This window comes from Microcoleus sp. K1-B1 (genome assembly GCF_036704705.1).
Classification (GTDB): Bacteria; Cyanobacteriota; Cyanobacteriia; order Cyanobacteriales; family Microcoleaceae; genus Microcoleus.
Genome location: NZ_JAUBSH010000037.1, coordinates 19347 through 33146, shown reverse-complemented (window position 1 = coordinate 33146; position 13800 = coordinate 19347). Strand labels below are relative to the sequence as shown.

Below are 13800 nucleotides of genomic sequence, written 5' to 3'. Positions count from 1 at the left end.
ATTGGTAATGGTAAATTTGTAATAGTTAAGTCTTCAGGTGCGGGAGGCGCACCCTACTAGATTATAGCAACCAAACTTTTGGTGTGCATTGCACGCTACAGAATTAAACCGACAAATTTTGACGCGGTTTAAAAATTTCTATCTGCAGCAATTTTTCGTACAATTCCCGTTCCTCCTCGCTAATTTCCTTGGGGATTAACACCTGAATTTCTACTAGCTGATCGCCCCGATCGCCATTTCCGGTCGGATAGCCTTTGTTAGCCAGCCGCAATCGCTTTCCAGACGTTACTCCAGGTGGCAATTTCATCTTTACCAGGCCATCCAGTGTCGGCACTTCAATATCTCCACCCAACACCGCTTCGCTGGGAGTCAGTGGCAATTCGCAGCAAATATCCGACATTTCCAATCGAAAAAATGGATGGGGAGAAACTGTGATTTTCAAATATAAATCTCCGCCGCCCATACCTTGATTTCGCAAGCGAATCCGCTGGCCTGATACCATAGCAGCAGGCAGAGTTACCTCGATCGCTCGCCCATCTTCCAAACGAATTCGCTCGGTACCACCCGAATAAGCCCTTTCCAAAGGCAGAGTTAGCCTGGCCTCAATGTCTCTTCTCGTTTCGCGATCGACTGTTTCCCTAATTTCCCGTCGCATTTCGCGATCGACTGTTTCTCGTCGCATTTCGCGATCAACTGTTTCCCGTCGCATTTCGCGATCGTCAAAATCCCTTCTAGGTGGGCGAGAATTAGCAACATAACTCGTTTTCTTAGAAGCCGTACTCCACGGTTCAGAGGAGGCTACTCCCGGTGCATCATTCGCTGTCGCCATCCTCACTTCCCGGCGCCTTCCGAGCACTTGGTCGAGAAATTTATTAAAATCCGAGTAATCACTAAAATCGACATCTTCGGTCGGTTTTTTCCGGGTAGTTTTAGTGTTTCCCCAAGTTTTGAAATTGGGAAGTCGCACCCCTTGCTTTCCTTGAAATCCCTTTTGTTTCCAGAATTTACTAAACTGATCGTATTGAGCGCGCTTCTCGATATCGGAAAGAATATCATAAGCTTCATTAATATCCTTAAACCTATCTTCAGCAGATTGATCCCCTGGATTTACGTCAGGGTGCAACTGTCTGGCTAGCCGTCGATAGGCTTTTTTTATCTCATCAGCCGTGGCATCTTTGGGCACTCCCAAAATTAGATAGTAATTGCGAAAATTCTGCATAATTAGTCATTAGTCATTAGTTATTAGTCATTAGTTATTAATTATTAGTCATTAGTCATTAGTCATCCTGCTTCCCTGCTTCAAACTAGGGACTAATGACTAGGGACTAATGACTAACCACTAATTAGAGCCAATCGTCGTCATCATCCCAATCGTCGCTTTGATTTTGATAAGGGCGAGTGGGGCGATTAGCACTGCTTCTACGATCGCCCATACGATCGCCCATACGATCGCCCATACGATCGCCCATACGATCGTTCATACGATCGTAGGGGCGATCTGGAATTGGATCGACAGTCGATCGCCTGTACGGTTTAGGATTTTGATAATAGCTGCTGTCATCGCTACGCCGCTTGGTACTGTCGCCTGTAAAAGTCCGCTTCACAGACTCAAAGAAATCGTCATCATCGTCATCCATCGCAAATGCGGAAACTTCCCGGCTCAAATCGTAAAGAGCATCTTGCAAATCCGAACCAACTTGGTCAACTCCCCGCTCATCATTGCGTTCCAAACTGTCTCGCAATTCCCGAATTAAAGTTTCAATTCGCTGGCGGCTTCTTTGAGCAAACTGCATTCCGCGATCGAGCGCCACCTCTCGCAACTGCCGCTCCGCTTGATAAGCTAAAGCTTCAGCGCGATTGCGTTTTTCTACCCTTTCCCGCTGCAATTTATCAGCTTGAGCAAACTGTTCCGCATCGCGAATCATTTGATTCACTTCCTGCTGAGTCAGCGTCGAAGCACCTTGCACAGTAATGCTTTGTTCCCTGCCGGTAGTTTTGTCCAAAGCAGTCACTAACAGCATCCCGTTAGCATCAATATCAAAAGCTACTTGCACCTGCGGAATTCCTCGCGGTGCCGGCGGAATTCCAGTTAGTTTAAACCGTCCCAAAGACTTATTATCCCGGCCTAATTCCCGTTCCCCTTGGATCACGTGAATCTCTACCACAGTTTGGTTGTTTTCAGCAGTCGAAAAAATGTCCGATCGCCTGACGGGAATAGTAGTATTCCGAGGAATCAGTTTTTTCATCACCCCGCCGATAGTTTCCAAACCCAGCGACAGCGGCGTCACATCCAACAGCAGCACATCGCGGACATCCCCACCCAAAATACCTGCTTGAATTGCCGCTCCCACCGCCACAACTTCATCGGGGTTCACATTTTGATTTGGCTCTCGATCGATCAAGTTGCGAACAACTTCCTGCACCAAAGGAATGCGAGTCGAACCGCCGACTAGCACAACTTCATCAATGCGAGAAGGACTCAAACTTGCATCAGCCAAAGCTTGTTTCACCGGACGCCGCAGCCGCTGCACCAAATCTGTGCACAGCCCCTCAAATTGACCGCGAGTCAGCCGCGTTTCCAGATGCAAAGGCCCATCTTCATTCGCATCAATAAACGGCAAATTAATCTCGGTGACACCGACTCCCGACAGCTCAATCTTGGCTTTTTCTGCAGCTTCGATCAAGCGCTGCAAAGCTTGCCGATTTCGACGCAAATCAATTCCTTCTTTTTCTAAGAATTGTTCTGCCAACCAATCAACAATTTTGGAGTCAAAATCATTGCCGCCCAATTGAGTATCGCCGCTAGTTGCTTTAACTTCAAATACTCCATCTCCCACGTCTAAAATCGACACATCAAAAGTACCGCCGCCCAAATCAAACACTAAAATAGTTTGACTTTCTCGCCTCTCCAAACCGTAAGCCAAAGAAGCCGCTGTCGGCTCATTTAAAATCCGTTTGACTTCAAGTCCGGCAATTCGTCCAGCATCCCGCGTCGCCTGCCGCTGCGAGTCGTTGAAATAAGCGGGAACAGTAATTACAGCCCCCGTTACCTCTTGTCCCAGATAGCGGCTGGCTTCATCGGCCAGTTTCCGCAAAACCATCGCCGAAATTTCCTCTGGGGCAAAATCTTTTTTCAGGCGGGGACACTTGATTTTAATGTTCCCGTTTTCGTCGCGGCGAGTTGTGTAAGGGACGCGCTTTGATTCTGGAGTCAGTTCGGTATATTTGCGTCCGATGTACCGCTTGACGGCGTAAAAGGTGTTTTGCGGGTTGAGAACAGTCTGGCGTCTGGCCATCTGTCCCACAAGGCGTTCTCCTTCCTTTGTGAAAGCGACTACCGAGGGAGTTGTCCGCATCCCTTCTGCATTGGCAATCACAACCGGTTTGCCGCCTTCCATGACGGCTACTACTGAGTTTGTTGTTCCGAGGTCAATGCCAACTACTTTACCCATGCGTCAGTTGTCTCCTGTGGCGTTGTGTGTAACTTTTTCAATATAAGCGTTAAGTATGATTGCACTTATTGTACCGCGTCGAGAAGCGGGGGCTGCAGGGGGATTGCCTCACCTGCGGTTCAGGTTGCTGGGGTTGGCTGGGTGCGATCGACCTTTTTTGCATACGGTTTGGCGCAGCAACCGAGGAGCAAATTAATTAGAACCCATATCTTGCACCATTCTCAAGAACAGGCAAGATGCCTGTTCCACAAAAATTCAATGTTCTTGTGGAACAGGCATCTTGCCTGTTCATAAAGGGCTACTTGAGAAGGGTGCAAGATATCAGTTAGAATGGAGAGCAAAAGTTATCCTATCATTAACATAGAGGTAGCCTGAATGCCCGGATTATAAGTATTGTAGTCAGTTAAGTTTCTCAATCTAAAAGGCAAAGCAGTTAAAGATAAGTGGGATGAAGATTGAGGTTATTACAAGTAGGAATTACGCACGGCTGGTCAGAAACCGGGTTTTTTACGAAAATCTTTCGCACTCACCCACATATTCGGTAAAAAACCCGGTTTCTTTGGCATAGATGCGTCGAGAACTGAACAAGATTAATTTTCACTACAAACTTAAGGAGGCAAGAGTTATGCAAAGTATTAAAGTACGATCGTGCGTCGGTGCAGACAGGATTACTTATTGACAAATATTGTTTGCAGACTTAGAGGAAAACGATGATCGAACAACTGACCCCGCAACAACAAGTCCTGATTCCAGTTTATCGAGAAAAGTGGCGAAAAATTGCACTCTCCACAGAGCCAATCGACAGCCAAAAAGCCACACAATCAGTAAGATTTGCCTATGCAGCCCTCGGCTATAAACAGCCGCAGATTGTTATCTGCGATAGCCCCCGTGCAGCTTTAGATCGCATTTTTATCCCATTTTTTGAAACCAGCAGAGAATCTCGATCTTCGAGGAACATAAAACAGCAAATAACCGCAGTTTTCGGGCATAATCTGACATCCAAAATGCTGACTCCACTTGTGACAAGAAAAGAGGAGTTTTTTTTGTGTTCTCTGCTGAATAGAGAAGTATATAGATTTCTTATAAACCAATTGGTAGACTATTTTAACTGGCTGCTGGGGTCAGCATTTAAAAGTTTAGAAAAATCGCTCGATTCTCGCAGACAAATCACCGTACTTGATACATGGCACGAAAGAAGGCGTAAATTCGATTGGTTTACCATACACAAACATAATGACATCAATAATTTTTTTTTGCATCGATATCTCGCGGCGCGTTAAGTGATTTCTATATTTCAGTATTAAACGGCGATCGCGATACCGTTAAATGGAGAGCATTTCAGTTGCTAGTGGCCAACTGCGGGTGGATTTATCCTTTTGAAAATACTTGTATTGTGTGCGATCGCCCCCGCATCCTCTCCTTCGACAGTGAACACCGCCTCCACGCCAAAGGAGGGCCCGCCATTCAATTTGCTGACGGATACAGCCTCTATGCTTATCACGGCGTCACCTTACCCGAAAAATACGGCAAAATCCATCCGAATGAATGGCGATCGGAATGGCTTTTAGAGGAAGAAAATACCGAATTAAAGAAATTCCTAATTGAAACAATTGGTGATAACTGATATCTGGCGTCAATAGTTATAATTTCAGTTAAAACCTCCATTGCTCTCCCTATCAAAAACACCTACAATCTCAATAAAACTATGAAATTCACCTTAGATATAGAAAACAATCCTACAGGCTGGCCAGACCACACTCAGCTACCCGAATCAGACGGCACTTTTGTGAAAAACTTTCAAGAACATCCCCAAAGCATCCTGCTAACAGATTCAATTACTCCGGTTCTGCAAAGAATTCACGATGACGGTAACTATTGCATCGGTCAAGACAGTGGCATTTATTGGCGATTAACTGAGCCGCTAGAACGGGGTGCGGAAGCACCAGACTGGTTTTATGTGCCCAATGTCCCGCCCACTATTGACGGTCAATTGCGCCGTTCTTATGTGATGTGGCAAGAATTTGTAGCACCGTTAATTGTGTTAGAGTTTGTATCGGGCAATGGTGCAGAAGAACGGGACAGAACGCCTTTATTGCTATCTGGTCAACAGGAAACTAAGCCGGGTAAATTCTGGATTTATGAAAATGTCATCCGTCCGGCCTTTTACGGAATTTATGAAGTAACTAAGGCTAGCGTTGAAGTCTATCACCTGATCGAAGATAGGTATCAATTAGTTGCTGCAAATGAGCGCGGTCATTATCCGATCGCACAGTTAGGAGTGGAATTGGGAATTTGGCAAGGTATATAGCCTTTCTCAAAAAGATGAGGTACAATAACAGCAGTGTGTAAACCAGTTAAAAATATTTGACGATGTAACTTGCCCCAACGCAAACTCTATGGCTTTGGCTAATTCTTGATAATTAGTAGTCTTGATAGAACGGAGAATGATTTTAAGTTTTGACCACAGATTTTCACTTGGTGAAAAATCTGGTGAATAAGGTGATAAGTATATTAACTTTGCCCCTTTCTTTTCGATCGCTTTTTTCACTTCTTCTCCCAAGTGAATTGGACAATTATCCATCACGACACAAGCACCTTTCCATAGTTTGGGTACAAGTTTTCTGATGATAAAAGCTTCAAATGTAATTGCATCAGTTGAGCCTATTAAATTAACGGATGTCAAAATTTCCTTAACTGACATTGCTCCAATTATTGAGACATTTTTGCCACGTTTAGTTGGTTTTGGCCCCCGGGCTCTTTCACCTTTTAGAGATCTAGCATATAACCTAACCATTGCTAAATTAACTCCCGATTCGTCAAGGAATATTAAGTCTTTCAAACCTTACTCTTTAATTGTTTTCCAGAACTCACATCGCAGGAGTTGAACTCGCTCCGTGCCTTGGCCTGAAGGGAAGAGAGTTTTTTTTTGACAGTAATATTTAAGAGTTTTATCATTCTTCCTATTGTTGCTCTACTAACGGAAAATCCAATTTTCCCATAAAGTTTGGGACGGAGTTCTTCAAGAGTTGCATCATTATTTGCTTCAATCAATTCCGCCAAGATGAGTAGGTGATCCGCATTAAGTTTGCCTTTGACTCCACATCGGTCAGTTCTCGGAGTAATGTTTTTTGTTTCACGATATTGTTTAAGCAATTTTTGTACGAAACTCAGGGCTACAGAAAAACGCTTAGCTATTGCTTTTTGTGAAATGGGTTCAGCATGATAAGTATCAAGGATTTTTTGCCTAAAATCAATCGAATAAGCTTTCATTTTTAACAATGTATGAAGTTGGGTACAAGTAAACGTGTTGTGAGGCAAGCAGATCATGCTGTCAAAAAAGTGCTATTATGTGTGGTATCGCTTTCGCGAGGCTTTACTGAACCATGTAATTATAGTTAATTTGATCTTATCTTCTCTGTTTGACCCTCACGAGTGAGTGTCAGTAACATGATACCTCATCTTTCTGAGAAAGGCTATATATCAAAATGTGGAATTACCTTGGTTGCGCTGGTGGGATAGTGAAGGGAATCTGTTATTATCGGGTTTTGAAAGAGCAGAACAAGAGCGGCAAAGAGCCGATCGCGCCCAACAAGAATTAGAGCAATTGCGCGCTCAGTTGCGATCGGCTGGCATTGAACCGGAATTGTGAATTGTCTGAAAGTGCGATCGCCCCCATCCCCAGCGATCGCGATCGCACGTAAAAACTTTACAATGGCGATCGGGAACATCGATCGCTCCTCTTGAAGCTAAAATCGAACAACAACCCAAAATAAATCTATGGGACTCTTTGACAAGATTCGCGGCGAATTTGTCGATATCATCGAATGGTTGGACAATACCAGCGACACCATTGCCTATCGATTCGAGCGCCACCAAAACGAAATTAAACAAGGTGCTAAACTAACTGTACGACCAGGACAAAGAGCAGTCTTTGTCAGCGAAGGCCAAGTTGCCGATGTCTTCGATCCGGGAATGTACGAACTGTACACCCGCAACTTACCCATTCTCAGCACCTTAAAAGGTTGGCCCTACGGTTTCAACTCTCCCTTTAAAGCAGAAGTCTACTTTTTTAACACCAAAATATTTACCAACCTGAGATGGGGAACCTCTAACCCTGTAATTATCCGCGATTCAGAACTCGGCCCAGTGCGAATGCGGGCTTTTGGCACATACAACATTAAAGTTTCCCATCCAGAACAACTCTTAAAACAACTAATCAGCACTGACGGGCTATTTCAAGTAGATGAAATCACCGATCAACTCCGCAATACAATAGTCAGTGCCTTTGCCAATTGGGTTGGCAATTCCCGCGTTCCCCTGCTGGACTTTGCAGCCAACTACACGCAGATGGGCGAACAGGTACGAGTTGCCATAGAGCCAAGTATCCAGCAGTTCGGGTTAGAATTAACTCAGATATTAATTGAAAATATCTCGATGCCTCCAGAAGTTGAAGCAGCACTCGACAAACGAGCCTCGATCGGACTTTTGGGAAATATGCAGCAATATACCCAATATCAAGCTGCTAACGCCATAGAAGCATCAGCAAATAACCCCAGCGGCGGCAATCAAGCATTAGAATTGGGCATGGGAATGGCACTAGGTCAACAAATGACAAATATGATGCAGCCGCCCGCATCGCAAACTCCGCCGCCACCTCCCCCGCCAACACAACATCAGTGGTATATTGCCCAGAACGGTCAACAATCAGGCCCTTTTGGATTGGATCAACTTCTGCAAAATGGTTTGACACATCAGGTAATGGTTTGGCGTGCAGGTTTTGACGGCTGGAAGTTAGCATCGCAAGTGCCGGAATTAGCATCTGTGTTGGCGACTGTACCGCCGCCTCCCCCGCCAGCCGCAGCCTAAAATTTTGCATATTTAGTTAATTGGTAATTGGCAATTGGTATGCTTTCCCGATTACCAATTACCAATTACATCACCAATTAACCATTATGAATACTTCAGAACCTGCTGTTAAACGTTTTCCCTGTCCTACCTGCGGGGCTTATTTAGAGTTCAACCCCCAAGCAGGAAAACTCAAGTGTGCTTACTGTGGCTGGGAAGATGCAATTCCCCAAACTGCTGAAGAGGTAAAGGAAAATTCTTACGAACAATATCTACAATTCGACGAAACAACACTGACAACTTTATCAACAACAGCCCTTGAAGTAAAATGCAATGATTGCGGAGCAAGTGTTACTTTTGAACCGCCGAAAGTAGCGGGTAAATGCCCATTTTGTGCTTCTCCAATTGTGACGCAACCTGAAAAAGCTAGCCCCACTGTGCATCCAGAGGGAATTGTTCCCTTTAAAGTTACTGATAAACAGGCCAGAGAAAGCATTCAGAAGTGGCTCAGCAATCGCTGGTTTGCTCCTTCTGCTTTGAAATCCCTAGCGCAACAAGAGCAAATTCAAGGGGTTTATTTGCCATTTTGGACTTACGACACTTATACGGTTAGTTACTATCAGGGTTCTCGCGGAGAACACTACTACGTGACTGAGACTTATACGGAAAAAAACTCGCAGGGCGAAACAGAAACTAAGACTCGCCAAGTGCAACATACCAGGTGGTGGCCTGCTTCTGGCAGAGTCGATCGCTCTTTTGATGATATTCTGATTCCGGCCACAACTTCAGTCGATCGCCCCCGCCTGGATGCCTTAGAACCTTGGCATCTCAAGGAGTCGCTGCGCCCTTACAATTCATCTTATTTAGCTGGGTTTGAAGCGCAGCGATCGCAAGTCTCTCTCGATCAAGGATTTGAATCTGCTAAAAATGTCATGGCCGGTACTATTCACTCGGATGTTTGTAGGAATATTGGTGGCGACGAGCAGCGGGTTCACAGCATTTCTACTAATTACAATGCTATCACTTTTAAGCATATTTTGCTACCTGTGTGGCTGTGCGCCTATCGCTATAAAAACCAGCGATATCAAGTAATGGTTAATGCACGCACCGCTGAAGTTCAAGGCGAGCGTCCCTACAGTGTTTGGAAAATTACTGCTGCTGTTGTTAGCGGTGTCGTACTTGCGGGTGTTATGTACCTATTGTTTACTGGTAATTGGAAATATATCCGTGTTCCTGGTCTGCCTCAACCGCAACCTCAACCAACTTCCTTACCTGTACCGAGCCAAAAATTACCGCCAGCGCCTGTTCCCTCTACCGCACCTGTACCGAGCCAAAAATTACCAACAGCGCCTGTTCCGTCTGCTAATTAGTTCATTCTTCATTTTTCATTGAAACGAATTACAACCGCATCTCTGAGCGATCGCCCTCACAGAAGAGTGCGATCGCTTTCTAAACTAGATTGCCAACATTCAACTGACCGAGGCGCTTCAAAATACTCAGCACACTGTACAAATCATTCCCCGGATTGAACATAGAAAACCAGCGAGAAAAAGCGTACTGCGGTGTTTCCCGCTTAACTAACTTGACAAATAAAAAACTAGAGCCATTCATTAACAATCCGTAAGTAGGTCGATCGGCACTCAGATTAGCTAACATATAAGCTAGTAACTGCGGAATCCCGACCTCCAAAGAAAACGCAGCCTTCTTGGACTCGATCACCACTACCCAAAACTCCTGAAACAAAGCCAAAACATCCAACTGTCCCCTCACAATCACTCCCTCGTCTTCGTCAACAATTTCTACAGATTTTTCTGAAGTAACATGAAAAGGAGCAAGATAAAAATCAGCTAAATCCAACAGCGGAGACAGCACTACCATTTTGACTGTATTTTCTAGCATTGGTGGACGAGCAAGCAAATTCCTGTAACTTGCTTTCACTCTGTCTAGTCGCTGTTTTTCATAATCACTGATTTCTGGCAAATCATCTTGCCACTCGCGAAAGAATTGGTCATCCTCAATCCACTCTATTTTGAAGTGGGTTTCCAAATCATTCAGTGCGACATTTCTAGCTTGAATTGTTTGTACCATAAATTTAACTAATTTATTGAAATTTGCCTCATAATTGATGATAGCAATTATTGCTAAATTTCTGTTAATTGCGTTTCCTAGGGCATAGGGCACTAGGGCACTTAAGGTCAGACCCGCAGTCCGGCAAGGGTTGAAACCCCTGCCTCAAAGCTAAAGTCCTCTAAAAGAGGACTGAAGAACTCATTAGTCTTCTTGGAGAAGACTTGCGCTATGAGACAGGGAATTAATTCCCTGGCGGACTTTCGGGCTAAGCCGACACCTCCAAGCACAGCCGTGTCCCTACAGATTTCCCAAAAAAATGTAACGAGTTGTAAAGTATAATTAAACCGAAGCGAACACAGAGGCCAAGTAGTATCAAATGCGAGTTGCGATCGCCGGAGCAGGCTTAGCAGGACTTTCCTGCGCTAAATATCTCACCGACGCGGGCCACACCCCCATAGTCCTAGAAAGTCGAGACGTACTCGGCGGCAAAGTAGCCGCCTGGAAAGATGCAGACGGCGACTGGTATGAAACCGGCCTCCACATCTTCTTCGGTGCATACCCGAATATGCTCCAATTATTCAAAGAACTTGACATTGAAGACCGGCTGCAATGGAAAGAGCACTCGATGATTTTCAATCAGCCGGAAACCCCCGGAACCTATTCCCGCTTTGACTTTCCCGACCTTCCTGCCCCCTTCAACGGCGTCGCAGCCATCTTGAGCAACAACGATATGCTCACCTGGCCCGAAAAAATCCGCTTCGGTATAGGTTTGATTCCGGCGATGCTTCAGGGTCAAAACTATGTCGAAGCAATGGACAAATACTCGTTTTCCGACTGGCTGAAAAAGCAAAACGTCCCCCCCAGAGTCGAAAAAGAAGTATTCATCGCCATGTCCAAGGCGCTCAATTTCATTGACCCCCACGAAATATCGGCAACCATACTGCTGACAGCCCTCAACCGCTTCCTGCAAGAGAAAAACGGCTCGAAAATGGCCTTTTTAGACGGTTCCCCCACAGAGAGGTTGTGTCAGCCGATGGTAGACTACATAACTGAGCGCGGTGGTGAAGTACGGCTGAATGCACCCATCGGAGAGTTTTTGCTCAACGATGACAACACGGTGCGTGGGTTCCAGATTCGGGGAGTAAAAGGGGCAGAATCAGAAATTCTGACGGCCGATATTTATGTTTCCGCGATGCCGGTTGACCCGCTGAAGTTGATGATGCCGAAACCTTGGGGCGAAATGGATTATTTCAAACAGCTCGAAGGCTTGGAGGGAGTACCCGTCATTAATGTACACTTGTGGTTCGATCGCAAATTAACTGATATCGATCACTTGCTGTTCTCGCGATCGCCCCTGCTGAGCGTCTACGCCGACATGAGCAACACCTGCCGCGAATATGCCAACCCAGACAAATCCATGCTGGAACTGGTTTTAGCACCGGCAAAAGACTGGATAGGCAAATCTGACGAAGATATCGTCGCAGCCACAATGGTCGAGTTAGAAAAACTCTTTCCCGATCAAATCCCAGAACCAGCCAAACTGCTCAAATATCACGTAGTCAAAACCCCACGTTCCGTCTACAAAGCCACTCCCGGACGCCAGCAGTGCCGTCCCACACAAACAACTCCCATTAGCAATTTCTATCTAACGGGGGATTATACAATGCAGCGTTATCTTGCGAGTATGGAAGGTGCCGTGCTTTCTGGTAAGCTGACAGCGCAGGCTATTTCAACGGCCAATAACCAATGAAAAATTAAGAATTTTTCATAAAGACGTAAAAAAATCTCCCGTTTTCTAAACGGGGGAAAATCAGTTCTAATCTTTAAATTTCTTATTCTCGGATGCTGCAACTGTCAAAACTCCAGTGCATGAGAACTCTGGCCTCTGTGGATGACTCTTACGAACTGTGCCGCCAAGTCACGGCGAGTTATGCCAAAAATTTTTATTTAGGCACTCAACTCATGCCCGAAGCCAAGCGTCGGGCGATTTGGGCGATTTACGTCTGGTGCCGCCGCACCGACGAACTCGTAGACGGGCCGGGTTCTGATGCAACGACCCCTGAAACCCTCAATCTGTGGGAAAAACGCCTAGAATCTGTGTTTGCCGGCCATCCTCACGACGACTACGACGTAGCGTTGGTGGATACGCTGTCTCGTTTCCCGATCGACATTCAGCCGTTTCGAGAAATGATTGCGGGCCAGCAAATGGACTTGTACCGCAGCCGCTACGAAACTTTTGAAGAGCTCAATCTTTACTGTTATCGAGTAGCGGGTACTGTAGGGCTGATGTCGATGTCTGTCATGGGTGTAGGCGAATCGAACTCCGCTGCTAACTGGAATTGGCACTGGGGGAATAGAATTCCCAAAGAAGAAGCGATAGCCCTGGGTATTGCCAAGCAGTTGACTAATATTCTGCGCGATGTCGGAGAAGACGCCCGCCGCGGCCGCATTTACATTCCCTTAGAAGACTTAGCCTTGTTTAACTACACCGAAGAAGATTTATTCAACGGTGTCATTGACAACCGCTGGCGCGAATTGATGCGGTTTCAAATTCAGCGAGCTCGCAAATTATACGCCAGCGCCGAACCGGGAATTAAAGTGCTCAGTCCCGATATCCGCTGGACTGTTTGGGCTGCTACTATGCTGTACAGCAGAATCTTAAATGCGATCGAACGCAATCAGTACGATGTTTTCCAGAAGCGGGCTTATGTTAGCAATTCTCAGAAACTGCTGTGTCTCCCCGCCGCTTGGCTGAAGTCAAAAGTGCTTTAGTCGCAGCCCGTATTGTTGGCGATTCGGCAACGGGTAAGGGGTATTTGTCAAGTTACAAATTATTATGATGTCCAGCAAATTGCATATTAGGTTAGTGGGGACGCGCTAGTGCCGTGTCCCTACGTTTGGTGTGTTAATTTAAGTCAAATTCTAAGTCAAATTAGTGGAGTAGCGGGCGGAATTTGCAATTGGGCGATCGAACTTTCCAACAATTGCTTTTCCTGCTGGAGTTTTGCTTCTAAATTTTGAATTTGTTCTCGGCGGGCTTCAACTTCAATCAAGCGGCGAGACAATTCTTGACTCTGCAAAGTGAGAGATTGCCTCCAATCTTCTGCTTTCTGGGCTTCTTGCTGCAAAAAATCGGGAGTAAAGCCTGTTGTTAAATATTTCTCTACTAATTGTAGCACCCAGTTGGTCGCTGCTTGAATATGCAAAACCTGGCTATTTTCGTCAACATTTGCTAATACTAGCATCCCTTCATTTAAAACATTAGTTGCAGAGTTAATTTGATTTTGAGCAAAATCTTTCGGTAATGTCAAAAAACTTTCTTCACTAAGAATAGCCCAAGTATCATCAGAATTTTGGCAAGCCAGCAATTGCAGACTTATCTCGCCTAAAATTTCCTGATTTTGTACTTGGGCTAAATATAACATGAGGGTAA

Annotated in this window: 11 protein-coding genes and 3 pseudogenes; 9 read left to right on the top strand and 5 right to left on the bottom strand. The window is 45.4% G+C overall.

The annotated features are described in order from the left end of the window. Positions 1 to 103: 103 nt before the first annotated feature. Together QUA83_RS15595 and dnaK are read right to left on the bottom strand one after the other, a co-directional pair. Complete coding sequence (locus tag QUA83_RS15595) at positions 104 to 1219, bottom strand: J domain-containing protein (protein WP_333294039.1); 1116 nt, start codon at positions 1217 to 1219, stop codon at positions 104 to 106. Between the two features lie 124 nt (positions 1220 to 1343). Then, the gene (gene dnaK, locus QUA83_RS15590) at positions 1344 to 3452 is read right to left on the bottom strand and encodes a molecular chaperone DnaK (RefSeq protein WP_333294037.1); all 2109 of its coding nucleotides are present in this window, start codon (positions 3450 to 3452) and stop codon (positions 1344 to 1346) included. Positions 3453 to 3507: 55 nt separating this feature from the next. Here dnaK and QUA83_RS15585 point away from each other — a divergent pair, with 55 nt between their 5' ends. From QUA83_RS15585 to QUA83_RS15570, 4 genes and pseudogenes are all read left to right on the top strand, one after another. Continuing rightward, the gene (locus tag QUA83_RS15585) at positions 3508 to 3648 is read left to right on the top strand and encodes a hypothetical protein (protein WP_333294035.1); all 141 of its coding nucleotides are present in this window, start codon (positions 3508 to 3510) and stop codon (positions 3646 to 3648) included. Positions 3649 to 4162: 514 nt separating this feature from the next. Next, positions 4163 to 4732: a hypothetical protein gene (locus QUA83_RS15580; protein ID WP_333294034.1), complete on the top strand. Its 570-nt coding sequence runs from the start codon at positions 4163 to 4165 to the stop codon at positions 4730 to 4732. Next, a complete protein-coding gene (locus QUA83_RS15575) occupies positions 4714 to 5076 on the top strand; it encodes a DUF6745 domain-containing protein (RefSeq protein ID WP_333294069.1) in 363 nt (120 codons plus the stop codon). Before QUA83_RS15580 ends, QUA83_RS15575 begins: the two co-directional genes overlap by 19 nt. An 81-nt stretch (positions 5077 to 5157) precedes the next feature. Continuing rightward, positions 5158 to 5754, top strand: a pseudogene (locus QUA83_RS15570) (Uma2 family endonuclease); the annotation flags it as partial. A gap of 12 nt (positions 5755 to 5766) precedes the next feature. Here the strand turns inward: QUA83_RS15570 and QUA83_RS15565 are convergent. Further along, positions 5767 to 6722 (bottom strand): annotated as a pseudogene (locus QUA83_RS15565) (IS630 family transposase). 205 nt (positions 6723 to 6927) lie between these two features. Between QUA83_RS15565 and QUA83_RS15560 the strand changes: the two are divergent. The 3 genes and pseudogenes from QUA83_RS15560 to QUA83_RS15550 all read left to right on the top strand — a co-directional run. Next, positions 6928 to 7101: pseudogene (locus QUA83_RS15560) on the top strand (Uma2 family endonuclease); the annotation flags it as partial. Between the two features lie 128 nt (positions 7102 to 7229). Continuing rightward, positions 7230 to 8318, top strand: coding sequence for an SPFH domain-containing protein (locus tag QUA83_RS15555; RefSeq protein WP_333294033.1), 1089 nt, complete (start codon positions 7230 to 7232; stop codon positions 8316 to 8318). A gap of 86 nt (positions 8319 to 8404) precedes the next feature. After that, positions 8405 to 9667: a hypothetical protein gene (locus QUA83_RS15550; RefSeq protein ID WP_333294032.1), complete on the top strand. Its 1263-nt coding sequence runs from the start codon at positions 8405 to 8407 to the stop codon at positions 9665 to 9667. 79 nt (positions 9668 to 9746) lie between these two features. Here QUA83_RS15550 and QUA83_RS15545 read toward each other — a convergent pair whose 3' ends face one another. Next, positions 9747 to 10385, bottom strand: coding sequence for a restriction endonuclease subunit R (locus QUA83_RS15545; RefSeq protein WP_333294030.1), 639 nt, complete (start codon positions 10383 to 10385; stop codon positions 9747 to 9749). A gap of 358 nt (positions 10386 to 10743) precedes the next feature. Between QUA83_RS15545 and pds the strand changes: the two genes are divergently transcribed. Both pds and crtB read left to right on the top strand, forming a co-directional pair. Beyond that, complete coding sequence (pds, locus tag QUA83_RS15540) at positions 10744 to 12117, top strand: 15-cis-phytoene desaturase (protein WP_333068161.1); 1374 nt, start codon at positions 10744 to 10746, stop codon at positions 12115 to 12117. A gap of 92 nt (positions 12118 to 12209) precedes the next feature. Then, positions 12210 to 13139 carry a 15-cis-phytoene synthase CrtB gene (gene crtB, locus QUA83_RS15535; protein WP_333146902.1) on the top strand — a complete coding sequence of 310 codons (930 nt, stop codon included), beginning with the start codon at positions 12210 to 12212 and terminating at the stop codon, positions 13137 to 13139. Between the two features lie 155 nt (positions 13140 to 13294). On the opposite strand, the gene QUA83_RS15530 is transcribed toward crtB, so the two are convergent. Next, positions 13295 to 13792 (bottom strand): hypothetical protein, encoded by a 498-nt coding sequence (locus QUA83_RS15530; RefSeq protein ID WP_333294028.1) that lies wholly within the window; start codon positions 13790 to 13792, stop codon positions 13295 to 13297. Positions 13793 to 13800: the final 8 nt, after the last annotated feature.